Here is a 24342-nt window from a genome sequence, read left to right as displayed (position 1 = left end):
GGCTCGTTAGTGTCTCAGCCATATGGTTCTCCTCACTCCATCCTTCTCTCCAATTGCCGCCTGCAGGTTAATTTCTTGCACCGCGCGTTTCTCCCGGCGCCCGGTGCTTCGCTGCATGACGGCGATCGGTCGACCTTCCTTTTACTTGCTCCAGTTTTTAAGTCTCCACTGGATTTGCTCGTTGATCCGGTCCTCGTAAGCCTTCGGATTCGCCTTGGCGATCTGTGCGACGTATTCGTCCCATACGGCATCGAACTGATCCGGCTTCGACAATACGGCCTTCGGCAAATACTTGGTTGACAGGTCGTCTATCTTGGTGTTGGCGATTTTGGCCGGCGAGCCATCGACCAGATTGATCGTCCAGGCCGGGTAAGGCACGGGATTTTCCGGCGGTTCGCTGAAAAAGTCAACATAAGTCTTGAAGCCGTACGCATTCAGCACCTCTTTGTCATAATGCTTCAAGCCCGCCAAATATTCTTCAGGCTGATTGCCGGGGGAAGCCGCGTTGCCGTCCGGGAAGCTGCCAACGGTATCGATTTTCGGCGCATATCCGAAGAAGGCGTCCGCTTTGTTGGCGAGCTTCCAGGTAGCGTCGGTGGACTTATCCCGCTGCTCCTGAGTTCTGGAAAATCTCCCTTTGGCGTCAACCTGATAATCCTCTCCCGGGATGCCCCAGATCAAAATTTTCTGCCATTCATCCGTAACTATAGTATCGAACAGCTTGATAATTTTGACCGGGTCCTTGGCCTTGACGCTGATGCCGAAGCCATTGTTCAAATTCAGCGCCGGACGATCCAGGTAGTAGTCCTTGGTGCTTGTGTCGTATACAAGCGGCAGGCCGACGTATTCCCGCTCGTACTTTTGCTGGGTATGCAGGGCCTCCTCCGCCTTCTGGAAGTTCCAGTGCTGATCGAACATGCCCAGCACGTTGCCGGCCGAAATTTTGGCCATATACTGGTCATAGTTCTGCACGAAGGCTTCCTTGTCGAGCAGCCCCTCCTGATTCACTTCGTTCAGCTTCTTGTAATATTTCTTCGCATAATCCTTGTCGGCGAAAATGGCCGCCACATTGTCTTTCACGACAACCCCGCCGTCGTTCGGATGGCCGATCAGATGCTGAGGCGCGTTCAACAGTCCCCACTTGCGCCAGTCGCTGTTCAAAATCTCGAACCCGACAGTCGGCTTGCCTTCGATTTGCGGATATTTTTCCTTATATTTTTTGATCAAAGCAAAATATTCGTCCAGCGTTTTCACCTTCGGAAAGCCGAACTCCTTGAGAACCGCCTTTTGAATCCAGAAGGCAGGTCCTCCGTACCATGTGGTTTGCATTTTGCCGCTGATAACGCCGTAATTCGGCAGTACATAAATGTGCCCGTCTTTCGGGTCCTTCATCTTGTTCCAGTAAGGCGCATAGAGCTTCTTCAAATTCGGAGCATGTTTCTCGATCAAATCCTCAAGCGGGATATAAGCGCCCGCATCGATAAACGTCGTATTGCCGGTCAGCAGATCCGGGTAATCCCCGCCCGCCACCATGACGCCCATTTTTTGCTTGGAGTCGCCCGCCAGGAAATCGAACTTAAACGTGACGCCCAGCTTTTCCTTCATCAATTTATAAATCTTGTTGTCCGGCGTAGGCTGCTGCTGCGATTCTCCGATGTAAGCCGTCACTACGAACGGTTCTACGCCGCCGTTCTGCCCAGCCGCAGCGGACGACGATCCCGTTCCGGCCCCATTGCTTGACGAATTACTGCATCCGGCGAGCAGAGCGCCAAGCGCCAGTACCGCAATGTTCCCGGAGATGAAAGCAGATTTTACTTTTCCCCCCATACTTGCACCCCTTCAGTGGTATCGTATTACAAATCAAGGTTGTAAACCCTTTCATGTAACCCCTTTCATTATAAAAAACGAACCCCTTCGCATACAATTTCCCAATTAAAGAAATATCCTGAAAAAATATAGATCGGCTTGGAGATTTCCGGCTGCCTCTCTACTGCGAGCTTTTCCTGTAAAGATTCGGCTTCATCCCAAGCCGCTTCTCAAATTGCTTGAGGAACTTGTCGTAATTGGCATAGCCCAGCCGCTCCGCGATTTGATACGACTTCAGGTCCGTTTCCCTGAGCAGCCGCTTCGCCTCCCCGATTCTCAGGTCGTGCAAATATTCGTTGAAGCTGACCCCGTTTTTTTTGGCAAATAATTGGCCCAAGTAGACCGGATGCATGTAAAATTTCTCCGCGAGCCCCTTAATCGTCAAACTCTCGCAATAATGGCTTCTGATGAAGCTGTTGATCTCATGAACGATGCCGATCGACCGGTCGCGCTGCAGCGCCTTCAGCTCCTCCAAAGCGTCCGCGCAGAAGCCTCTGAGCAAACGGAGCATTTCAGATAGCGAAAGCGCCCTGCTTTGGAGCGCCCTTATATCGTGCTTGTGCAGCAAGCTTCCAAGGTTGCCGTCCATTTCCCTGATCAGACTTGCGCTCCTGTACACCAAATGGATGACGATCATCTTCACCATCTCCGGCACCAGCCGCTTTTCTTGAAAAGCTCGCTCGGCCGCATCGATTTCGGCGTTCATCCTGCTTTCGTCCTGGCCCTCCAGAGCGTCCAAGATGCGGTGAGCGTGCCGAGTTTCCTCAAAGTGGAAGCTGGACTCCGCATTCCCGCTCTCGCCATAGACAAGCACGCAGGGCCGCTCGCAAAAAAACTTGCCGTCCATAGCCGCCCGCGCAGTCAAAAAAGAACTGTGCAGAGCCGCCAAGCTCTGCGACGGCGAGCCCGCGGCCACAAACGAGCCCGCGGCGGCCTGCGGCAGCAGCGCCTGGAACAGCGTGTGCGCGCTCTTTTGCAGCCAGCCGCCGCTTTCCCGGCCGCTCCCGATAACGACGCAGAGCTCCGGCATGCCGAGCTCGATCAGAAACGCCGGCTGCCGCGAAGCCGCGATATGCTGCCGGACCGCCTCTTGGACGGCCCAGCGGCGCGTGTCCTCGGCCTCTATGAGCAGGCAGGCCCACTCTGCGCTCCTGCCGGACAGCTCGCGGAGAGGCTCGGGAGGGCAAGATTCATCCCCTCCTCCGTACAGGATCTCCGCAAGCTGCGCGGCCGTCTCCTCTTCGTCGGCGATGGCCCGCATTTGCCGCAGCTCCGCCTCCGCCTCCAGCTCCAGCGCGATGCCCTGCAGCAGCTCCTCAGCCTCCTCGGCGATAAGCGGCTTGAGCATATAATGGCGAACGCCGAGCTGCATCGCCCGCCGAGCATATTCAAATTCGCCGTATCCGCTTACAACGACGAATTTCACAGGGGTTTCCTGCCTCTTTTGCACCTCGGCGATGAGGCTCAGGCCGTCCATCTCCGGCATTCGGATATCGGTTACGATCAGATCGACGCGGAGCCTTTCGAGCAGCTCCACCGCCTCCGCTCCGCTGCAGCACGACCCGCAAATTTGAAACCCGAGAGCCTGCCAGTCGAGCATCAGCCCAAGCCCTTCAAGTGCCCGCGGCTCATCATCCACCAACAGCACACTAAACAATGCGCACATGCCCCTTTCCTCTTTCGTTTTCAATGCGTGAGATGCAGCAGGGGAAGCTCGAAAAATATTTCGGTTCCCTCATTCGGCGCACTGTTGATGTGAAACCGCACCCGCTCCGCATAATAAAGCTTCAGCCGCCGGTAGACGTTGCGGAGGCCGATATTCCCGCTCACCTCCGACTCGCTGGTCATATTGATCATCATGTTCCTGATCGTATCGCTGTCCATGCCGATGCCGTTGTCGCGAATGCTGACTTGGAGCTTGTCGGCTTTCAGCCGGATGGAGATGCGGATCAAGCCTGGGCTCTTGACCGCCTGGAGACCGTGCTTGCACGCATTTTCGACGAGCGGCTGGATGCTCATTTTCGGAATCTTGCAGGCGTAAGCCTCCTCATCCACCGCAAACTCGTAGCTGAATTTATCGCCGAAGCGGAATTTTTCGATTTTCAAATACATCTCGGTAAACAGAACCTCCTCCTCCAGCGGCACGAGGTCGTCCTTCCAGCTCAGCAGCCTCCTTAATATTTTGGACAGGCTTTTGATAATTTCCGTAATGTCGGAGTAATTGTTTTTCGTGCATACCACAAGCATCGCATTCAAGGTGTTGAATAAAAAATGCGGATTCATCTGGCTCTGCAAATAATTGAGCTCCGCGCGGATGCGTTCCAGCTCCAAGTCCTTCTTTTGGATTTCCAGCTTGTAGACATCGTTAATGAGGGAGTTGATTTTGGAGGTCATTCGATTGAAATTGCGGATCAATTCGCCGATTTCATCCCGGCCTTCGTTCAATTCGATCAGGTCGAATTTGCCGTTATTGATCTTCTCCATGTGTCTGGACAAACGCTTGACCCTGTAGTGGTACGAACGCAGCATGACAGCCGTCAGCACGGACGTAATTAACATGCTGGCGGCGGCAAGCAGCACGATAAAGCTGCGCGATTCCTGCAGCGCATTCGCCATTCTGGCCGTGCTCGCGAGACCGACGACCCTCCAGCCGCTCATATAGGAAGCGCCGCCAAGCGGCCGTTCAAACAGCATGCTGTCGCTCACGGCATCCGGCCGGTCGCGCTCAAAGACGGCGTACGCCTCATTTTTATCGGTCTGATACCCTTCTTTGGAGGAAATGACGATCCGGTTATTTTCATTGACCAGGTACAGCTGCATGTAGTCCTTCTCGCGTGACAGGACATCGTAAAATTTGTTCAGATTCAGATCGATCTTCAGCACTTTGGCGAACAGATTGGCATCGCCGAACGATTCCAACCGGGAAATAATGCTTAGATGCGGAACATAATAGCCGTATTTGTTGGGATCGGCATCCCTGTAGGCGTATAACAGCACCTTGCCCGGGGAAGCGGCAAACCTTTTGTACCATTCGCTCCGCACGACGCTTTCGTCCAGCTTGAAGTAGCTCCCGCCGGTTTGAATGCTTTGGTTTGATGTGTACACGCTGATTTGGTCGATTTGCGTATTCACCGGCATGAAGTGGGTGACCTTGTCTTTGAGCAGGCTGTTGTACGCATCGTAAAATTCCACCGGGCTTCCGTACGTCTTATCCAGAGCTTCGTACAGCATGCGGTCCGTCGCCACCGCGTGATTAATGGCTACGGCCCCTTCGATCAGCCCATTCAAATCCTTCATCGCTCTGTCCAGGGAAATCTCCAAGTTTTGCAGTTCCCTGGCTTTAATATTTTGGGAGATTCGTTCGAAGAACAAAATATTGATGACAATGACAGGAAGCAGGACGCAAAACAAATAAATGGACATAAATTTATAGCTGAGCGGAATGTCGTTGACTTTGTTGAAAAGATGCGGATTTCTCATTCGGCAGCTTCCCTCCGCGATTGGGGCTGTTTGGCGGATTCCGCACGATTCGCTGTCATATAGGAAGAGGGCAGTTCATTTGTAAGCGCTTTAAACTTTCTTGTAAAATAATCGGTATCTTGGTAGCCGATCCTGCCGGACACCTCCGATATGGTCATCGAAGGGCGTCTGAGCAGCCTCTTGGCTTCCTCAATCCGCTTGACGTGGATATATTCGTTAAACGGCATGCCGATCGTTTTCTTGAACAGCTGGCCCAGGTAAACCGGGTTTAGCTGAAATTGCTCTGCAACCGTTTGCAATTGCAGCTTTTCATTGTAATGCTTATTGACATAGTGAATAAGCTGCGGCATTTTATTGCCTGCGTTCGTCCGGCGCCACTCCTGCACATGCAGCGCGGAATAGCCGCAAAGCTCAAGCACTTGGCGCTCAAGCTGCGGCATGCTTTCCAAACGCTCGCGACTGCCCAGGGACAGCAGCTCCGGACCAAACACATGAATGTCGGCAGTCATATCCGACACCATGTTCATCAGCTCCAGCTTCAGGTTCTCTACGAACAGCTTCACCGTTTCCATGGACGTCCGCCTTTCGCCGAACTTCACAAAAAGCTCGCGAACCCGGCAGCGGATTTCTTCTGTCCGGCCATTATCGATGTCCTGAAGCAGCGGCTTCAAGTCCGAATCGCTGATGTCGACATCGCGCTCCTTGCTTTGCGCTCCTGAAGCCTGTTCATACACATCTTGGATAAACTCGATGCCGTGCCGGCTCTCGCTTGCATAAACGGCAATCGGGCTTCCCGAAAAAAGAGACGATTGGTTGGACAGAAGACCGGCGGCCACCTGCTGCGATCCCGCTTTGCCGCGGACGATCAGCGCAAGCTGCCCGATACCGTCCGCAAATAGGCAGAGCAATTGCCCCGGAAAATGGGCCGCAAGCCAAGCTTGAACGTTATGTTTCAAGGCGCGCAGCTCACTGTCCCCGGCTTTGCTCCCCGTCTGCTTCACCACAATACAAGCAATTTCCTCCCGGTCTCCGACGCCGAGCAAACGTTTGACGCAGCTGAGGGTCCTCGCATCAGGCTTTCCTCCCAGCATGCGCTGAATAGCGCGGTTCAACCAGAGCTCCCGCCCCCGCGAAATCCCCTCCGTCCGTTTCATCTCATCGGCAATTTCCATATGAAGCTTCAAAAGGACCTTATCGATCTCTTCTTCGTCGATCGGTTTCAAAATATAGTTGCTCACGCTGTGGCGCATGGCTATTTGAGCGAAATTAAAATCTTCGTGGCCGCTAAGAATAATAAACTTGCGAGGGGCATTCCGGAGTTGTTTGGATTGTTCGATGAGCTGCAGCCCGCCCAGGCCAGGCATTTGAATATCCGTCACGACGACATGCGGACAGCGCTTGCGGATGAAAGCCAGCGCTTCTTCGCCGTCCGTCGCTTCCCCGCAAACGCGAAATCCGCGCTTTTCCCAATCCACCATCAATTTCAGACCTTCAAGTACAAGCGGCTCATCATCAACCAGCAAAACGTCAAGCAGCGGAACCCGAACCGTCATCTTCACATTTTCCACCTTTTCGTAAAATTCCCATATTTAATCTTGCAACATACATTATAGCACAGTGCATCCGCTGCTTGACATGTGATGGATTTGCTATTTTTCGGGTTATTTGATGATGAATTTGTGATGATTTCCTCCTACCCTTTCACTGCGCCTGCGGTCATCCCGTCGATGAGAAAACGCTGCATAAATATAAACAAAATGACTATCGGGATCACTGACAACACGGACGCCGCCATAATACTGCCCCAGTCTGTCGTGTACAGCCCTTTAAAAAGGGTAATTCCCGGCGTGAGCGTCCTGTGCGCTTCATCGTTAATGAACACAAAGCCGAACAAAAACTCGTTCCAGGCGTTCACGAAGGCGAACAGTGCGGTTGCAATCAGGCTCGGGATCGATACCGGAAGGATGATGCGAAATATGATGTTCATCATAAGCAGATACAGAGGAATGAGCAGCAGCACGCCCGGAACCATCTGCGACAACAGTATGGTCACGCTGACCGCCTTGACCCCGCGATAAGAGCTGAAGCGGCTTAGGGCATACCCGGCAAAAATCAAATCATAAGCGACAAAACCGTTGTTGTTGCAGCCACATACAAACTGTTGCTAAAAAAAGTTACAAATTTGGATTCCAGCAGGACGCGGGAAAAATTGCCGAAGGTCGGGTGATTGATCGCAAACGTCGGTTGGCCGGTCCGCACTTCATTCAGCGGTTTCAATGCCGTATCCGCCATCCACAAAAACGGAAACAAACAGTATGCCGCAAGGATGACCAGTACCGTATAGTCAACGCTTGAAGCCAAAGCTTTTGACTCTTGCTCATCAGCATGCCGAAACTCTCCTCCTATCTATACGGCTCTCTTTTTCTTGACTGAAAGGCTGTAATAAGCAAGGAACGCGACCATCCGTCCCCTTAGTTATACATAGTGATGAGTTACAGACTCGGCTTGCCGCCACGGCTTCGATGCTGTCTGCCACATCGACAAAAAGAGCAAGTCCAGAGAACGACTAGCCGGCGATTGCCGTCGTTCGCCCTCCAAAGCACTATCGTCGAGCAGATGGTTCCTCATAGCTTTGCAAGCCGGCGTCGCGCAAAGTTCTTCCGACATAGCCCAACTCTCGACGTGCAGCGGCATCGTTGACTGTGAACTCACGCCCGATCATGCGTATCATCGAGCGTGAGATCGGCGGATCGCCGTCTTTCCGCGTGACGGCCCAGATAGTGTCGAGCAGCCGGCCAATGGCAGAGGCAAGCCAGTAGGGCATCGAACGCAGCTTATCGATGGACAGGCCCTGCAAGTTCGCGAGCGAGGAGACGAACTCACGGAAAGTCTGCCCTTCCTGGTCTTTGATGAAGAAGGCATGACCGCCTTCTCCGCGTTCAAGAGCGCATTGTATGGCTTCGACCACATTGTCCACGTGGCAGGTTGCAAAAGCGTAGTCGCCGCGGTCGATGAAGGCGAACTGTCCAGATCTGACTGCTTCGGGAAGCGCTCGACTAAACGGATCACCAGGCCCCCAGATAGCCGGTGGGCGGAGCGCGATGGTGCGAAAGCCGGGTTTGTTGGCTGCCAGAACCAATGGCTCGGCCCATGCCTTGCTCGCCAAGTAGGCGGAGAAGTGGTTCGAGAAAGTTGGCGCGCTTTCATCGGCGTCGCGGATGGGCGTACCGCCATTATCCATGAGGATCCCCGCCGCGCTGATGTAGACGAATGTCTTCGCACCGGCGGACTCAGCTGCCTTCAACAAGGCTACGGTGCCATCGACGTTGGTACGGAAGAAGGGTTCGCGAGGCCCTGAGAAGCGGAACAGGGCGGCCGCGTGCACAACCGTATCAATCACCGGCAATATGAGTGGCGTGTTGCTTTCGAGATCGGCATCGACTGGCGTCGCACCCATGGACTTGAGTTTGGCGTGAGATGATGTGGAGCGTGTGAGAGCGAAAATCTCGTGACCGTCCTCCACGAGCTTCGTGATCAGGCGGCCGCCGAGCAGACCGGTGCCTCCCGTGACGAGAATTTTCATTGTGTTCGTCCTTTCTGTTCGGGATTTAGGATGGACCGTATGGCGCCCTCGCGGATTTGCTCCAGGACCTCAGAAGTGGGTGGCACCACCTTGCGTAGCCGAGCTGTGACGTGAAGTAGGGATGCAGCATTCGCAGACGCCCACATGAGATCGGCAGCCACCTCCACCGTCGGCCTGAGCCGGCCCTCAGCGGCGATGGCCGCGATGCGTTGGATCAGGAACGCAAAGGCCTGCTCGGCGGCGGGAATTTCAGCGTCGTCGAGAACGCGGCTCATCATCACCGCGTAGAGCCGTGGACGAGCCGCCGCGAAGCGCACGTAATCGTCCCAGCCCTCGCGTAGCGCCATCACCGGATCGGAGGATTGGGTGGTAGTCCTTTTGCTTTCGAGAAACTGTGCAAATGCTTCCGTAATGGCGGCGCTCAGAAGCCCGTCGGCGCTGCCGAAGTGATGGTACAGCGTCGGTGCGGTCACCTTCGCAATTGCGCAGACGGAGCGTGTCGAGAACTGTGCCTTGCCCTCTTCCTCGAGAACTTGTAAAGCCGCATTGAGCAGAGTGTCGTGTGTATTCATGTGGCCAATATAGCACAGCTATATTGGTTTGTCTATAGCGATGCTATATTGGTGCCGATACCCTCCTGACATCCGATAAAACCCCAGTTCCCGACGCGACTGCATCCGTTTCCCGCACGGACGCTGAAAATTCCTCTAGATTCAGATGGTTATGGCAAACACAGAGTGCTCATTTTTGTCGAGCGCTCCCGCCGTCAAAGTCTGGCACAGTATGGCATGCCGAAGGTGGTTGGCCCGTAGAAGCGGCGTTCTCTATGCGGCATGCTGGTGGCCGACATCTTCCTGCAGCGGTGAAATAATCGTTGCCACGATTTTCCCACCTATACCGGGAATGGATTCGATAATCTGATACTCTTCAATCTCAACAGCGAGTGCAGCTATCTCACTTTCGATGGCGGATAGATGCTCTTTGTATTGAAGAAGCATCTGAATATAGGGCTTTATTGACGTGCCTGTCGAAAAGGATTCCGTATAGCAGCCGCAATGAGTTTCTTCGCTCTGTCTACAGTCTAGTTCCTCGAACGACTCGGACACAGTAATTCAAATCTGTTTGCCAAGTCAGCTTCATACACGTCAAGAACAGCTTGTGCTGTCGGGAATTCAGATAAGAGTTTCAGCGATAGGAACGTCAAATAGGCCCCACCTAGCAGCCAGATGGGAGCCCGTGTATGATGGATGAAGATTATGGCGTGCGGCAAGTGACCGGAAGTGATAAAGACCACGGCATAAACGGTTCCAAGGCCTGCGGTGCTTGGAGATCGGGAAGTTGCGGCAATTGTTCGAACAGATCGCTCTCCAACCGTCCGTCCTTCTGGAATGCCGTCAGCTTGTCCCACTGGTTCAGGCTGTACGCTATCGCCTGACCGATCAGACTTTTGGGCATAATCCGGGACTTCTGTTGACGCAGCCATGTCTGGTACGCTTCTAGCACCGGACGGCTGCTTTCTTCCCGGGCCTTGTATCGTTCCTCTGGCGTCGATTCCTTCAACTCTCGTTCAATTGCAAAGAGCTGGTTGCAATACGCCAGCCCTTGGGCCGCAACGGTTTCCGGATTGCCGTTGGCTTCGGGAGCGGCTTTGAGCGCTTCGTCATACTTGCGCCGGGCATGTGCCCAGCAGCCAACTAGCGTCACACCCTATGGTTTTCGGTTGATTGTGAGGACTTAGACGTACCGGATCGGTAAAGTTCCATTTCCAAGATCAAATTCGGAACTACGTTCAAATCCTTGGTGTTACAGCATTCGATTATACCCAGTTCTATTCCGATGTGCCAGTTCACCACAGTTTAACTGGTCTTTAAGCAGCATTGCTGCAAATAGGACGAGAAGATTGTTATATTCATTAGCATGTGCTTGTTATCCCCATCCAACTTGCTTAACAAAATGCCTCCCTCCAACAAAGAAAATGCAAATGAAGCAAGCGCATCCGAATCCAGATCTTCCTTAAACTCCCCAGCTTTAATCCCGTCACGAATAATAATTTTCATCATATCCAAAACGTTATTCAGCCCTTGCCTTGCTTGATCACAAAGCTCCGAATGAGTATCGTCACTTTCTACAGCCGTATTTTGCATGGGGCATCCGCCAATAAATGGTGGATTGTTGACAACATCTTCATAGACACGAAAAAAAGCAATCAACCGACCTGACGCGGACTGCTCTTGATCGACCGCCTCAGAAAATTTTCTGGTGACCAAACTGGCAGCGTAATTGTATGCTTCAAGCGCAATCTCGTCTTTACTGGCAAAATGTCGATATATGCCCCCCTTCTTGATTCCGGTATCGGCAATAATATCATTTAGCGATGTACCGGCATATCCTCTCTGGTTAAAAATTTCAGCCGATTTCATAATGATATGTTCCCGTGTTCTGTCCCCTTTTTTCATGAGCTCCTCCGTATGAACCTTATTCTAACCATTTATTATAAACAAATTATACACAATTCCGACCTTGCCATTCACTAGAATTATGCTAATATAAAAGATACCGATCGGTACCTTTTATATTAAAACAAGACGGTCCAGAATGAAATAGCGTCGAGCCCATTTTGATTTCATGACAGGCATTCGCCTGTTTGGAATAAATAAAACTTATAGGGGGATTTTTCAATGACAGTAAAAGTAGGCATTAACGGTTTTGGACGGATCGGACGACTCGCTTTTCGCCGAATTCAAGATGTGGAAGGCGTCGAGGTTGTAGCAATTAACGACCTTACGAACGCTAAAATGTTGGCTCATCTGCTCAAATATGATACAACGCAAGGCACTTTTCACGGTGACATTGAAGTCCATGACGGAACCTTCAAAGTAAACGGGAAAGAGGTTAAGGTTCTGGCTACGCGGAATCCTGAAGAACTTCCATGGGGAGAGCTTGGGGTTGACATCGTTCTCGAATGTACAGGCTTCTTCACCACGAAAGAAAAAGCCGAGCTTCACCTGAAAGGGGGAGCGAAGAAAGTCGTCATTTCCGCCCCTGCTACAGGCGATATGAAAACGATCGTATACAACGTTAACCACGACACGCTGGACGGAACGGAAACGGTTATTTCCGGTGCTTCCTGCACAACGAACTGCCTAGCCCCTATGGCTAAAGCTTTGCACGATAAGTTCGGTATCCAATCTGGGCTAATGACGACAGTTCACGCTTATACGAGCAACCAAAACACGCTTGACGCTCCGAATCCAAAAGGCGACTTCCGTGCTGCGCGCGCCTCTGCGGAGAACATCGTTCCCTACTCCACCGGTGCCGCAAAAGCCATTGGTCTGGTTCTTCCGGAACTGAAGGGTAAACTAGATGGTGCATCCCAACGTGTACCTGTACCAACAGGTTCCGTGACTGAGCTCGTTGCCGTTTTAAATACCACGGTAACGGTCGAGGAAATTAACACCGCTATGAAAGAAGCGTCCGATCCGGAAACATACGGATACACGGAAGACGAGATTGTATCTTCCGATGTTAAGGGGATGACATTCGGATCACTTTTTGATGCCACTCAAACAAAAGTTCTGACGGTAGGGGACCAGCAACTGGTGAAAACCGTAGCCTGGTACGATAATGAAATGTCTTACACGGCTCAATTGGTTCGCACTCTGGAGCACTTCGCTAAGATCGCTAAGTAAATAACTTTCCAAAATCAAAAGATGAAAGAAGGAAAATTCCATGAAGGACGCACTCCACAACACGAAGGTCGAGAAAAACGAAGTGCTCCTTCTTTCCCATGAAGGCGTCCTAATTACGTTGCTTTGCATTACCGTTGTGTTGGTCACTATGAATACGTCCATGTTTAATTTGGCGTTAAACGATTTAAACCATTCTTTTAACTTACCATCATCCATCGTTTCGTTGACGGTCACCGGCTATTCTATCATGTTCGCCATCTCCTCGATCACCTACAGCCGGTTGTCTGATTTTGTTCCGTTGAAGAGGTTGTTCGCCATTAGTCTGGTTTTGACAGGAGGCGCGTCGGTTGGGGCGATGCTGAGCAACCATTTCTGGGTGCTGCTTGCGGCCCGCGTTGTGCAAGCTGCCGGTGCCGGTGCGGCGCTCTCCTTGTCCATCGTGCTTCTGACCCGTTATGTACCGTTGGCGCGTCGGGGAAAATCGATGACGTTCATCATGTCCTCAGTATCACTGGGGTTTGGACTTGGTCCTGTGATTGGTGGCTTGGTGGTGCAATATCTGGGTTGGAAATATCTTTTTGCAATTACATCCTTGCTGTTGTGCATTGCCCCACTGCTTGTGCGGTATATTCCAAAAGAGTCGCTTCCCAAACGCCCTTTTGATTTACTGGGGGCATTGACTTTGAGCGCCGGTACGGCGGGTTTGTTGCTATTTTTGACCAACTATCATCCCATTGCCTTGTTGATCGGAATCTCGGGACTGCTCTTCTTTTCTCTGCATATCCGCCGAGCGAAGCACCCGTTTGTGCTTCCGTCGTTATTGGCTAACAGAAGCTATCTTGTGCTTGCCTTAATCGGGGTCTTGTCCTATTTATGCAACTTTGCCACGCTGTTTTTGTTGCCGCAAATGCTATTGAAACATTTTGATTTGAGCGCAAGTCAGGCCGGTTTTGTTATTTTTCCGGGGGCTATTTTGTCCACACTGCTATCAAGAATGATCGGGGCAATGATCGACAAGCGGGGAAACAGCAGTATGTTGCGCACGACTCCTATACTCGTACTATTGGCGGCCGTATTGTTTGCAGGAGTGGGTACCCAATTTGGGGTAGCGAATGTGTTCGTGTACATGCTGATGAGCTTAGGCTTTGCTATCATCAGCAGTAGCGTTTCAAACGAAATTTCGTGCATATTGCCCTCTTCTCAAATTGGCTCAGGCACGGGATTGTTTCAACTGATGCAGTTTATCAGCGGCGCATTCAGCATTGCCATTTTGTCTAGCGCAATGGAATGGCAAGAGCATCTTCCGCCTAGCCATGCGTATGCAAACCTATTCTGGGGACTAGCCGTGGTAGCGGTTTTGGCCAATTTATGTGCTTTTCTGTACGTGAGACGACTAGCCCAAAGTGCCGTGTAGCTTTCTTCATCTCATGCAAGGTGAGCTGAAACGTTATCGGTTTCATCAAGTTGTCAGAAAGAATTGATCCTTTCTTGAACGAATATGGGAGAAGATGTGACCGCGATTGAACTGCTGGAGGACAGAGATATAATCAACTCAAATAACAAATCGCTTTGGAAGGGAGGCAGTAAGGAATGGGAATTGATACGGTACTATGGAGCAAGCTGGTGACAGGAATGACACTAGGGTTCCATATGATATTCGCGACGATTGGTGTCGGTATCCCTCTCATGATCGCGATTGCTGAGCTCATCGGCATCCGCAAGCAAGATTCTCACTACACACTAATGGCTAAGAGGTGGGCGCAGGGGTTTGTTATATCCGTCGCAGTCGGTGTCGTAACAGGCACGGCAATCTCACTGCAACTGGCATTGGTGTGGCCGAATTTTATGAAGTTGGCGGGGAACGTTATTGCGCTTCCGTTATTCATGGAGGTATTTGCATTCTTTTTTGAAGCTATCTTTCTAGGCATTTATCTGTATACGTGGGATCGGTTCAACAACCCATATATTCATTGGCTGCTCACAATCCCCATTGTCGCAGGGGCAGGCATGTCTGCTGTTTTTATCACGACTGTGAATGGTTTTATGAACCAACCTGGGGGATTTACCATGCAAGGTGGACAATTTACAGCCGTTAACCCGGTGCAAGCGATGCTGAATCCGGCGACGTTCTCCAAAGTGTTCCATGGATTAAGCTCGGCCTATCTCACAGGAGCAGCTCTGCTAGCAGGAATAGCAGCCTTTACGATGCTTAGAAAGGGCGTTACGGGATATCACAAAAAAGCACTGAAGCTTATGATGACTGTTGTCCTGTTGTTCGGCGCGCTAAACACGTTTGCTGGAGATGTGTCCGCCAAATTTTTGGCCGAACACCAACCAGAAAAACTGGCTGCTGGGGAATGGCATTTTGAGACCGAGAGCGGTGCGGATTTGATTTTATTAGGATGGCTTAATGCCGAACATAAAATTATAGGCGCACTTCACCTGCCGAAGATTCTCAGCTTCCTGGCTTTTGGAAACTTCAACGCGAAAGTAACAGGTCTGAATGAATTTCCTCCGGATGAACAACCTCCGCTCCTTGTACATTACTTTTTTGACTTGATGGCTGGCATCGGGTTTGCATTGTTGGGCATATCCGTTCTGTATTTCCTATTTACACTCTGGAAAAAACGCAATGAGCACAATAAATGGATGCTCCGCATTATTGCTTTAGGTGCGCCGCTCGCATTTTTGGGAGTCGAGCTGGGCTGGTTTTACGCTGAGTTGGGGCGGCAGCCGTGGATTTTACGAGGATATATGCGTGTAGAAGAAGCGGCGACGACATCGCCAAGCGTGAAAATTCTTTTTTTCCTCTTCCTTCTTCTTTACATCGTATTAGGCGTGGTTAGTGTTCTTGTTCTTCGGCGTTTATTCAACAATAATCCGGCAGAAACTGAGATGGAGAAGTGGGCGCAGCATGCGGGCGACAAGAGGACAGGGAAGGAAGCGCATGCCTGATGAGTTACGATTTGATTGGGATTTCGGTACTTTGGCTGTTTTTGTACGGGTATCTTATTATAGCCTCCATCGACTTTGGAGCCGGTTTCTTTGCCTTTTATGCCCGCCTGACCAAGCAGGACCACCTCATTAATCGTCTGATTTCTCGTTATTTGTCACCCGTATGGGAGATCACAAATGTATTTTTTGTCTTTTTCTACATCGGCATGATCGGATTTTTTCCGGATACAGCCTATTACTATGGCTCGGCGCTGCTTGTTCCGGGGAGTATTGCAATCGTGCTGCTTGCTATTCGCGGTTCGTTCTATGCATTTGAAAACTATGGTTCCAAAAATAATATCGTCTATCTGTTTTTGTACGGCGCATCGGGTTTGCTGATCCCGGCTTCGTTGTCCGTGGCGCTGGCCCTGTCTGAAGGCGGCTTTATCTTGAAGCAGGATCAGACGGTTTCTCTGGATTACTGGGCTTTATTTACCAATCCATTGTCGTGGAGCATCGTTGGATTGGCGATTGTGTCTGTCTTGTTTATTAGCGCCTGTTTTCTGGCGTTTTACGCTTCACGGGCAGAGGATCAAGCTGCGCTAAAGCTTATGCGGACCTACGCGCTGTTCTGGAGCACACCGACGATTATTATCGCCCTGACGGCCTTTATCTATTTGGGGCAACACAATGAGCGACATTATCAAAATATGATGGATTTATGGTGGCTGCTTGCACTTTCTGTTGCCTTTTTCATGATTGCGATGTGGCTGTTATACCGCGGCCGCCGCTATGGGTTAGCATTTGTTTGCATCATGCTGCAATTTTTCTGTGCCTTTTTCGCTTACGGGATCGGGCAGTATCCCTATATTCTTGATCCCTACATTACGATTCAGAGCAGCGTCACCTCATCCTCAATGGGCTTCGCGCTGGTTGTCGTATTTATCGGGGGCATGTGTCTGTTGATTCCTTCCCTTATTTTGGTTTTCAAGCTGTTCCTGTTCGATGCAGATTACGTGAAAGGGAAAAAGTAGGCTGATTACTCGCAGGCTATTACCATAAAGGAGTTGAGTTTGGTGAAAGGGAAAAGAAGCATGATCGCTATACAGATGACCGCCCAACGCAAACGTCTCATTTACCTGACATTCATCTCACTCGCACTAGGCGCCGCTATTGTAAGTCAGGCTGCGTTGCTGGCTGAAGCCGTCCAGCGGATCTTTGTGGAGAAAGCATCTTTTTCATCGGTTGCCCTACTGCTCGGCATCCTACTGGTCGTGATGGCGATACGTACACTGTTGTCATATGGGAACGGGACAGTTGGTTTGCAAATGGCAGCAACCGCAAAAAAAAATATGCGAGCAGCCGTGCTTCAGAATTTTACGCATGCTTCCATGCCTTCCTCTCTTCGAGGGCAAACGGGGGGAAAGGTCAGTATGGTGCTGGATGCTGTGGATGAGGCGGATAGTTATTTCAGTCGATACATGCCGCGTATGGTGGAAACGGTCATTATCCCCGTTCTGATTTTAGTCGTTACGTTTACCCAACATGCCAATTCAGGGATCATCATGCTGGTTACGGCTCCGTTTATCCCGATTTTTATGATTTTGGTGGGGCTGAAAACGAAAAATAAATCAGAAGAAAAGTATGCGCAGTTGGCCGAGTTTGCCGGTACATTTCTAGATTCCCTTCAAGGGCTCGTTACGTTAAAAATATTCGGACGGGCCCGCCGTCAGCAGCAAGAAATCGAACGCAGCAGCTTAAGATACCGTGATGCCACAATGGATATTTTGAAGATTGCGTTTACGAATACCCTCATGCTGGAATCGATTGTGATGCTGAGCATCGGGATTGTTGCTCTCGAACTGGCTATTCAGATGCTTGTCTTCAAATCGATGTCGTTTCACACGGCCTTTTTTGTTTTGTTGCTCGTGCCCGAGTTTTACAGCTTACTAAAGAGTTCGGGCACAGCTTTTCACAATGGACGAACCAGTATGGGGGCGATTAGCAAGGTTGAAACCATGCTCACGGACACGAACGATAGAAACGATCTGAAAGATCAGCCGGTAGGGCTCCTGACATTCCCGAAGAAGCTGTTTCCAATGCCGACCTCCATTGAACTGGACAATGTCCGGTTTCAGTATGCACCTGACTCATTTGAGCTGAATACAGGTTCGATCACAATTGGACCAGGAGATCATATTGCCCTTGTTGGTCATAGTGGATCCGGCAAAACAACCTTGCTCCATCTTATTGCTGGATTACTAAAACCGGCGTCGGGGACCATTTTAGTGAATGGAAACCCGCTTACTCAACAGAATGAGACGATATGGTTCGAACATATTAGCTACATTACGCAGCATCCTTACATTTTTGCAGGTACCTTCGCCGATAATATCGCGATCGGTGCCGGGCGGAAGGTCTCCAGGGCTGAAATTGAGGTGGCGGCTGCGGACGCGGGTCTTTCGAAGGTTGTATCCCAACTGGAGCAGGGATTTGATACCCCCGTCGGTGAAGGCGGTAGAGGACTTTCCGGTGGGGAAAAGCAACGACTTGCCGTAGCGCGGGCTTTTTTGAAGCGACCCTCCATTATTTTGTTCGATGAGCCGACCGTCGGACTCGATCTTCATACCGAGGGCATCCTGCAACGTTCGATTGCAACCTTGGCAAAATCGGCGACGATGATTACGGTGGCTCACCGATTGTATACCATTCGACATGCGGACAACATTTTGTTTATGGACCATGGCGTCCTAGTGGGCTCGGGACATCACGACGAGCTTATGAAACGCCTGCCTGCGTATGCAGAGATGGTCGATGTCCAACGCAAAGGGGTGCCGGGATGAACGAGTTGGCTATTTTGTCTCAAGCTATGATTCGGGAGCGCAAGGATATTATTCTTTCAATTTTAGGCGGATTTGTCGCCGGCATCGCTGGTGTGGTCCTCTTTTCTGCGAGCGGATATCTGATTTCGCAAACGGTGTTTGCACCTCCGCTTTATACGCTGATCGTACTTACTTCGTTGGTCAAGCTGCTTGGCTTACTTCGAGCGGTGAGTCGTTATGGCGAGCGCTTATATTCCCACCGAGCGACATTCTCTATGCTTAGCCGTTTGCGATCATCCTTTTTTGCCAAGCTCATTCCTTTAACGCCAGGCATTTTAAATAAAAACCGAAGCGGGGATCTGCTTGCGCGAATCGTTGGGGATGTAGAGAGTTTGCAGCACTATTTTTTACGCGTCGCGTATCCGCCGATCATTGTTGTCATGGTGTTCTTGACGACAATGCTGGCTACCGCCTCCTTTTCTTTCTGGATGGCTTGCTTGATGCTACTCGGTATGCTGGGAACCGTATTGGTCGTGCCGGGAATCGTATTGCTAGGATATCGGAAAATCAATGGGCATGTTCGCAAGCAGCGGGCGCTGTTGTCCTCGGAAGTAACAGAGGTGTTGTATGGTTTCCGGGATCTTAAAGTTTATGGGCAGCTTACGCAGCGGGAACAGCAACTCCGCCAAGCATCTGCTGCATTGGCAGCCGAGCAGCAGCGAGCGGCCGGACAACTGCTACGTGGACAATCGATGCATGCCTTTGTCACATATCTGATTTCCTGGGGGGTGTTGGCACTTGGTGCTTATCTGATATCGGATGGAACGCTAGCTGGCGTATATCTGGCTATGCTTGTCATGGCCTCATTAACTGTATTTGAAGAAGCAGCGGCTATGGCCACGTTGCCAGCATATAAGCAAGATAGCGAACATGCAGCCAAGCGGCTGACGGAAGCAGTATTAACTCCTACCATGCAGCCGGTGCAGCCAAGTCGCGCGTTGAATACCAACCATGCCGTTTCTATTGAGTTATCCGGCGTTTCCTTTCAATATGAAGGGGAGTGGAGGCCGGCGTTGAAGAACTTTTCGTTGCAAATTCCACCAGGATCCAAAACGGCGATTGTTGGACCTAGCGGTTCAGGAAAGTCCACGCTGATTGAGTTGTTGCTCAAGCTGCGTACGCCGACGGCCGGGGATTTGCGACTGAACGGCATATCGGTACAAGAGCTGGAGGAGTCGAGCATTTGGAAAACGGCTAATGTCGTGCTGCAGCAAAGCCATTTTTTCCGAGGAACGATCCGAGATAACTTGCTCATGGATGCTGAGGACCATTCTGACAGCGACCTGTTGGATATCCTAGCTAATGTGCAATTGCCGACCACTTCATTAACCGACCCCGTGTACGAAAAAGGAGAAAATCTATCAGATGGCGAAAAACAGCGATTGGCCTTGGCGCGGGCCATGCTTCGCAATGGAAAGCTATGGCTGCTGGATGAGCCGACCTCTTCGCTGGACTATGTGACAGAGCAACGTGTTTTGGCACACTTATACGAACAAGCATCCGAAAATACGCTTCTACTGATTTGTCACCGGCTTAACGGTTTGGAAGGAATGGACAGAATCGTCGTTATGGAGCAAGGAAGGGTGATCGAAACGGGTTCGTATTCCGAGTTGATGGAGCAAAACGGCTATTTTTATAAGATGAAACAAATTGAGTTACAATTAATCGGCGAAACGGGGGACTAAGCATTTAATTTCTGATTTTTTATTGAATACGGAACACGTAATAACGCTCGATCCGCTATATTCGCCAATAATGTCAATAATTTATTACGGCGAACCAATTAAATATGTCTTAAAAAGATCTATAATATGTCATTGACACTGAATGGTCATATTTTTCGAGGAAAATAACTACTTCGGGCCATTCGACTAAACACATAAAACGCGATAATAGCAACAGGAATAGGGTTTAAGGTTCCATAAAGGGGTTGAGGAGCGGTGAGCCAAATCAACAGAGTGTTGCTTGCAGAACCATCGCAAGAGCATAGAGAGCGGATCAAGTACCTGCTGGAGCTGGATCCGCTATTTGAGGTCGTAGCGGAAACTGACTGCGGAAGGGATGCGATATCACTCGCCGATTCATTAAAGCCGGAGGTTGCGCTTGTAGCGGTTGAATTACACGATATGAAGGCTACACAGACCATTCAAGAAATGAAAAAGATGAATCCCCAAATGTTAGTCGTATTGCAAGCGGAAAGCGCTGACGTTGAGTATTTTTTTGAAGCTCTGAAAAGCGGGGCGCAAGGTTACTTGCTCAAGTCGCTGCATCCAGCTTCCTTTCACGAGTATCTGAGATCGCTCGTGATCGAGGATGCGACTCTGCCGAGAGTGCTTGGATATCAAATTTTAAAGCAATTTGTTACCGAGAATATCCCACATTGCGTACAGCCCCTTCTTAGTAATGGAGACGGCAGTATTAAGAAATCTGTGTAGAGGATTCAACATCGAAGAAATCGCCGATCGGTTAGTAATACCGGAAAATAGGTACTGCCTGCAGAAGGAGCGTTTGGATCAAATGAACTCAAATGATCAACCAGCCAATAATAAAAATTATACGATTCCTATAATTGTAACGTCCTTGATTGTAAATTTTGTTATACTTCTTTTGTTTTTTTCACCGATAGGATACAAAGGAAGTATCAAATTTGATTTAGTCATCTTCCCGAGAATAAATGGAGTTTTAAATAGCTTTACGTTTATATTTTTGGTATCGAGCTTAATTGCAATTTTGAGAAAAAACATTGAGGTGCACAAAGGTTTCATTCTTGCTTCCTTTACCTCGACATTATTATTTCTGGTTTCTTATTTAACATTTCACTACATGTCATCAGAAACAGCGACATTTGGCGGTCAAGGTATTGTCAGACCCATTTATTTTTTTATTTTAATTTCACACAGCATCCTTGCCGCAATAATCGTACCGCTAGCCCTATTCACACTTGTTTGGGGATGGACGAATCAAATTCAAAAGCATCGGCGCATTGCTCGATGGACAATGCCTATTTGGCTATATGTCAGTTTTACTGGAGTAGTAGTGTTTTTAATGATGGAACCATATTACTGAACAAACTCGCTCATTGATTCTTACAATGCTCAACATTAAAATAATACGTGTTAACCTGATTGGCTCCAACACCTTTCTTGTCGTTACGTGCTCTACGAATCGCCATATAGCCCGCTTTACATACGTACATGCCCGCATCTTTGTTGAACCTAAATTTCGAAAGCGCGTAACAGTGGTGAATCAATAGAAAAGATGAGTGGAATTACCTGCAATAAAATGGATAAATTCCCATCTTAAAAAGCGCTAATTCTAAAATAAGGGTGGTCTTCCCCCTTCCCCACGGCCAGTAGTTTGATGAGCAGATCGATTTCGTTCGCGGTAAAGTCGCCGGTAGCGATCCGGTCGATCGAGAACCCGCGTTTGGCTTATTTGATGTAATTTTCCATGCAACAACCAGTCTGCTCGAGGATAAAGGTCGGCGTCCTATATGGCTGGTAGTAGACCGGCGACTGGGGCGCCTATCTTCCGTGCGAGTCAGCCATTGTGAGCTACGATCGCGCCTTCCTGGAACTGACCAACGAGGGAAATGAGCAACTAAAGCCCGCTTGGTAATTTTTGGTTGCATGCAGATTGGCTTCATGATAAAATGAGTTCATAGAATTTACGCCCTTGTTCGCATTTGTGCGAGTAAAAGACCCTATGGGTTGGATTTTATGTGCAAGTTTTTTTGCGCATGGAGTCTGCCTGTGGGGTCTTTTTTCGCATTCTCTGAGAAAAATTCGGAGGAGGGAGAATGAGCATGACCCAGCTCACCGAAAATCAAAAAAATGTTCAAAGAGTCAGCGATGGAACCATACAAGAATTACGAGGGCTGAACTTGAAGGAGTTTGCTGAGGCTATGGGCGATGAACTTATCCGTTCAGGTCTATGGTATATGACCTAACGAGATTCGAGGGCTCTCCGTCAAGGAAATTGATGCTCGCGGGTATCGTAGCATCTCGGACAAGGGCCCGCTCCCGAGGGCCGTCTCGTTCCGAACTTCCGCAGGCGCACACTGCCGCGTTGTCTCCGGAAATGACGATTCCTCCGCTCCGCTTTCTCGACGGATTGCCCCTTCCTCAGCCGAAAAGACGGTGCAGCCGTATGTTGCTTAGGGGGGCTTGGCAGCGCAAAAGCCTGCGAAAACCCCCATGACGCCGTGGACATCACCCCACACAAGTGCGCCTGAAACGGCCCGTTTGGAGGGATTGCTGCAATTGTGCAGGAACTTCCAATCATATCGGGGCGGAACTGCCGGCCACACGAAGAAAACCTGCAAAAATACATGAATTTGCGTCCTTGATCGCTGGTCGCGAACAATTCCTGCAATTGTGCAGGTTTTTTAGCAGGGACATGGGCCCAGGGTCACTTTCAGCGAAAATTCCTGCACTTTTGCAGGCTTTTTGCCAAAATGGGCCAATTTCAGCTGAAAAACCTGCACTTTCGCAGGCTTTTTCCCTACCACGATGCGCCTAAACACGCGGATGGCGGCCCCAGCCCGCCGGCACGGGACAAAGCGCAGGCCGCCTTCGACTGCGTGCGCTTGCGCCTATAAGAAACCGCTGAAAACCATAAGGGCATTAATCATCATATGCCATATCACTGTGGGAACGATGCTTTTCGACTTGATCGTAATTCCTCCGAAAAATAGCCCGCCAAAAGCAAATGCGAGGCAAGCGCCCCAGGGAAATCCAAGCGAATAATGCTGCAGTCCAAATCCTGCGCTGGTTATCAGAATGGCCCATTTGTCGCCTAATTGCTCCGAAAACCGGCTTAGCAGAGTGCCTCTCCAAATGATCTCCTCAAGCACAGCGTTTGTAATTGAAAAAATAATGGCGAACAACCACTCTTCATGGATGTAAACCCATCCGTTACGGATCATAAACGGCAAAAAAGCCGAAAAATTGATTGTTAACGCGATAAGCAGAAAATATTTTACTTTGGTTCGGCGGAAATCCGACCATGCAAACGGGATGCCGATCAGCTCGTTCCACTGCGGTTTCTTCCAAACATGCATGAAAGGAGTTTTATCAATAAGAGATAAAGCAATCAACGGAATCACAATTAAAATCAACGACAACCGGTTGGCAATAATATGCCATTCCCTGGGATTCAAATCAATCAGCCATCGCGAGTTCACTTTTAAATACAGAAAAAATCCGATTCCAAAACATATCGTTGTCAAAACAAAATTTCTCATAGGCTTGTAAATGGAAAGCCCCCCGGCGCATACTGCCCAAAAAATCGTCAGCAGGTAATGGTTCGTTTCCAGTAAGGCCACAAGTGACGCAAACAAGAACAGGGACGCCATATTCCGGAGCAATGTGTAATTCATCATGTATCACCTGCTTCACTTGGTTACGTTTCGGTTAGTGCCATGCGGCAGAGGGGCCGGGTTCTTTCCTCCATATACTTATGTGCCGATTCGTGCCTGCGGAATGGACAGCAGCGGAATTGCTCCGAACAATGTGCATGTACCCATAATATCGGGGCAACCCATACATATACTGAATTATTGCGAAAGGCAGCGATTGACGGCAAACCTCTAACAACCGGAACTTTCCAGAAGGAGGAGAATCGAAGTGAGCACGAAAAAAATGGGAGTCGCTGACAGGGCGATATTCATTCTTGGAATCACGTTAGCCGGTGTGATTACATTTGTTCTTATAGCGGGCGTAATTATCGCAGTGCTGAAATTTTATATGGACAGCAAAAAGCATTCCGCTCGGATTCATTCCGTTCCGATGCCGGACGATGAGCCGGATGCGGCGTTGACTGAAGCCCCTTTGAACGATGCCCCGCCTGAGCAAAAGCTGGCCGAAGCTGCCGGCGATCAGGCTCCCTAGAGGCGCAATAGGACGTA

Annotated in this window: 21 protein-coding genes and 1 pseudogene; 10 read left to right on the top strand and 12 right to left on the bottom strand. The window is 50.0% G+C overall.

What is annotated here, in order from left to right; translation table 11 throughout:
* Window positions 1-141: 141 nt before the first annotated feature.
* From AC6RNO_RS22765 to AC6RNO_RS22715, 11 genes and pseudogenes are all read right to left on the bottom strand, one after another.
* Window positions 142-1827, bottom strand: a complete 1686-nt coding sequence (locus AC6RNO_RS22765; RefSeq protein WP_497106859.1) for a type 2 periplasmic-binding domain-containing protein — start codon at window positions 1825-1827, stop codon at window positions 142-144.
* A 160-nt stretch (window positions 1828-1987) separates the two neighbouring features.
* Window positions 1988-3532, bottom strand: coding sequence for a response regulator (locus tag AC6RNO_RS22760; protein WP_497106858.1), 1545 nt, complete (start codon window positions 3530-3532; stop codon window positions 1988-1990).
* Window positions 3533-3552: 20 nt separating this feature from the next.
* The gene (locus AC6RNO_RS22755) at window positions 3553-5346 is read right to left on the bottom strand and encodes a histidine kinase (protein WP_497106857.1); all 1794 of its coding nucleotides are present in this window, start codon (window positions 5344-5346) and stop codon (window positions 3553-3555) included.
* Complete coding sequence (locus AC6RNO_RS22750; protein ID WP_497106894.1) at window positions 5343-6899, bottom strand: response regulator; 1557 nt, start codon at window positions 6897-6899, stop codon at window positions 5343-5345. Before AC6RNO_RS22750 ends, AC6RNO_RS22755 begins: the two co-directional genes overlap by 4 nt.
* Window positions 6900-7039: 140 nt before the next feature.
* Window positions 7040-7399, bottom strand: coding sequence for an ABC transporter permease subunit (locus tag AC6RNO_RS22745; protein ID WP_488435708.1), 360 nt, complete (start codon window positions 7397-7399; stop codon window positions 7040-7042).
* A gap of 59 nt (window positions 7400-7458) precedes the next feature.
* Window positions 7459-7707 carry a hypothetical protein gene (locus AC6RNO_RS22740; protein ID WP_497106856.1) on the bottom strand — a complete coding sequence of 83 codons (249 nt, stop codon included), beginning with the start codon at window positions 7705-7707 and terminating at the stop codon, window positions 7459-7461.
* 241 nt (window positions 7708-7948) lie between these two features.
* The gene (locus AC6RNO_RS22735; protein WP_474682881.1) at window positions 7949-8929 is read right to left on the bottom strand and encodes an NAD-dependent epimerase/dehydratase family protein; all 981 of its coding nucleotides are present in this window, start codon (window positions 8927-8929) and stop codon (window positions 7949-7951) included.
* Window positions 8926-9501, bottom strand: a complete 576-nt coding sequence (locus AC6RNO_RS22730) for a TetR/AcrR family transcriptional regulator (RefSeq protein WP_474682880.1) — start codon at window positions 9499-9501, stop codon at window positions 8926-8928. The genes AC6RNO_RS22735 and AC6RNO_RS22730 overlap by 4 nt, the downstream gene beginning before the upstream one ends.
* 252 nt (window positions 9502-9753) lie before the next feature.
* Window positions 9754-9927, bottom strand: a complete 174-nt coding sequence (locus AC6RNO_RS22725) for a hypothetical protein (protein WP_488435710.1) — start codon at window positions 9925-9927, stop codon at window positions 9754-9756.
* A gap of 256 nt (window positions 9928-10183) precedes the next feature.
* Window positions 10184-10633 (bottom strand): annotated as a pseudogene (locus tag AC6RNO_RS22720) (IS66 family transposase); the annotation flags it as partial.
* A 152-nt stretch (window positions 10634-10785) separates the two neighbouring features.
* Window positions 10786-11385, bottom strand: coding sequence for a TetR/AcrR family transcriptional regulator (locus AC6RNO_RS22715; RefSeq protein ID WP_474682878.1), 600 nt, complete (start codon window positions 11383-11385; stop codon window positions 10786-10788).
* A 222-nt stretch (window positions 11386-11607) separates the two neighbouring features.
* Here AC6RNO_RS22715 and gap point away from each other — a divergent pair, with 222 nt between their 5' ends.
* From gap to AC6RNO_RS22670, 9 genes are all read left to right on the top strand, one after another.
* Window positions 11608-12618, top strand: a complete 1011-nt coding sequence (gene gap, locus AC6RNO_RS22710) for a type I glyceraldehyde-3-phosphate dehydrogenase (RefSeq protein ID WP_474682877.1) — start codon at window positions 11608-11610, stop codon at window positions 12616-12618.
* Between the two features lie 40 nt (window positions 12619-12658).
* Window positions 12659-14032 (top strand): MFS transporter, encoded by a 1374-nt coding sequence (locus AC6RNO_RS22705; protein ID WP_488435712.1) that lies wholly within the window; start codon window positions 12659-12661, stop codon window positions 14030-14032.
* Between the two features lie 176 nt (window positions 14033-14208).
* Complete coding sequence (locus AC6RNO_RS22700) at window positions 14209-15573, top strand: cytochrome ubiquinol oxidase subunit I (RefSeq protein WP_488435713.1); 1365 nt, start codon at window positions 14209-14211, stop codon at window positions 15571-15573.
* Window positions 15573-16586: a cytochrome d ubiquinol oxidase subunit II gene (locus AC6RNO_RS22695; protein ID WP_488435714.1), complete on the top strand. Its 1014-nt coding sequence runs from the start codon at window positions 15573-15575 to the stop codon at window positions 16584-16586. The genes AC6RNO_RS22700 and AC6RNO_RS22695 overlap by 1 nt, the downstream gene beginning before the upstream one ends.
* 60 nt (window positions 16587-16646) lie before the next feature.
* Window positions 16647-18395, top strand: a complete 1749-nt coding sequence (gene cydD / locus AC6RNO_RS22690) for a thiol reductant ABC exporter subunit CydD (RefSeq protein WP_497106893.1) — start codon at window positions 16647-16649, stop codon at window positions 18393-18395.
* Window positions 18392-20119: a thiol reductant ABC exporter subunit CydC gene (cydC, locus tag AC6RNO_RS22685; protein WP_497106855.1), complete on the top strand. Its 1728-nt coding sequence runs from the start codon at window positions 18392-18394 to the stop codon at window positions 20117-20119. The genes cydD and cydC overlap by 4 nt, the downstream gene beginning before the upstream one ends.
* Window positions 20120-20374: 255 nt before the next feature.
* Window positions 20375-20869 (top strand): response regulator, encoded by a 495-nt coding sequence (locus AC6RNO_RS22680; RefSeq protein WP_474682872.1) that lies wholly within the window; start codon window positions 20375-20377, stop codon window positions 20867-20869.
* Window positions 20870-20951: 82 nt separating this feature from the next.
* Window positions 20952-21500, top strand: coding sequence for a DUF420 domain-containing protein (locus AC6RNO_RS22675; RefSeq protein ID WP_488435716.1), 549 nt, complete (start codon window positions 20952-20954; stop codon window positions 21498-21500).
* A gap of 733 nt (window positions 21501-22233) precedes the next feature.
* Complete coding sequence (locus tag AC6RNO_RS22670; RefSeq protein WP_474682870.1) at window positions 22234-22383, top strand: hypothetical protein; 150 nt, start codon at window positions 22234-22236, stop codon at window positions 22381-22383.
* Window positions 22384-23028: 645 nt separating this feature from the next.
* Here the strand turns inward: AC6RNO_RS22670 and AC6RNO_RS22665 are convergent.
* On the bottom strand, window positions 23029-23817 hold the full coding sequence (locus AC6RNO_RS22665) for a CPBP family glutamic-type intramembrane protease (RefSeq protein ID WP_497106854.1): 789 nt from the start codon (window positions 23815-23817) through the stop codon (window positions 23029-23031).
* 244 nt (window positions 23818-24061) lie between these two features.
* On the opposite strand from AC6RNO_RS22665, the gene AC6RNO_RS22660 reads away from it, so the two are divergent.
* Window positions 24062-24325, top strand: a complete 264-nt coding sequence (locus AC6RNO_RS22660) for a hypothetical protein (RefSeq protein WP_497106853.1) — start codon at window positions 24062-24064, stop codon at window positions 24323-24325.
* Window positions 24326-24342: the final 17 nt, after the last annotated feature.

The sequence above is a fragment of the Paenibacillus sp. sgz302190 genome (assembly GCF_059820445.1).
The sequence above is the reverse complement of the archived record's forward strand: the minus strand, read 5'-3'. Positions and strand labels throughout refer to the sequence as shown.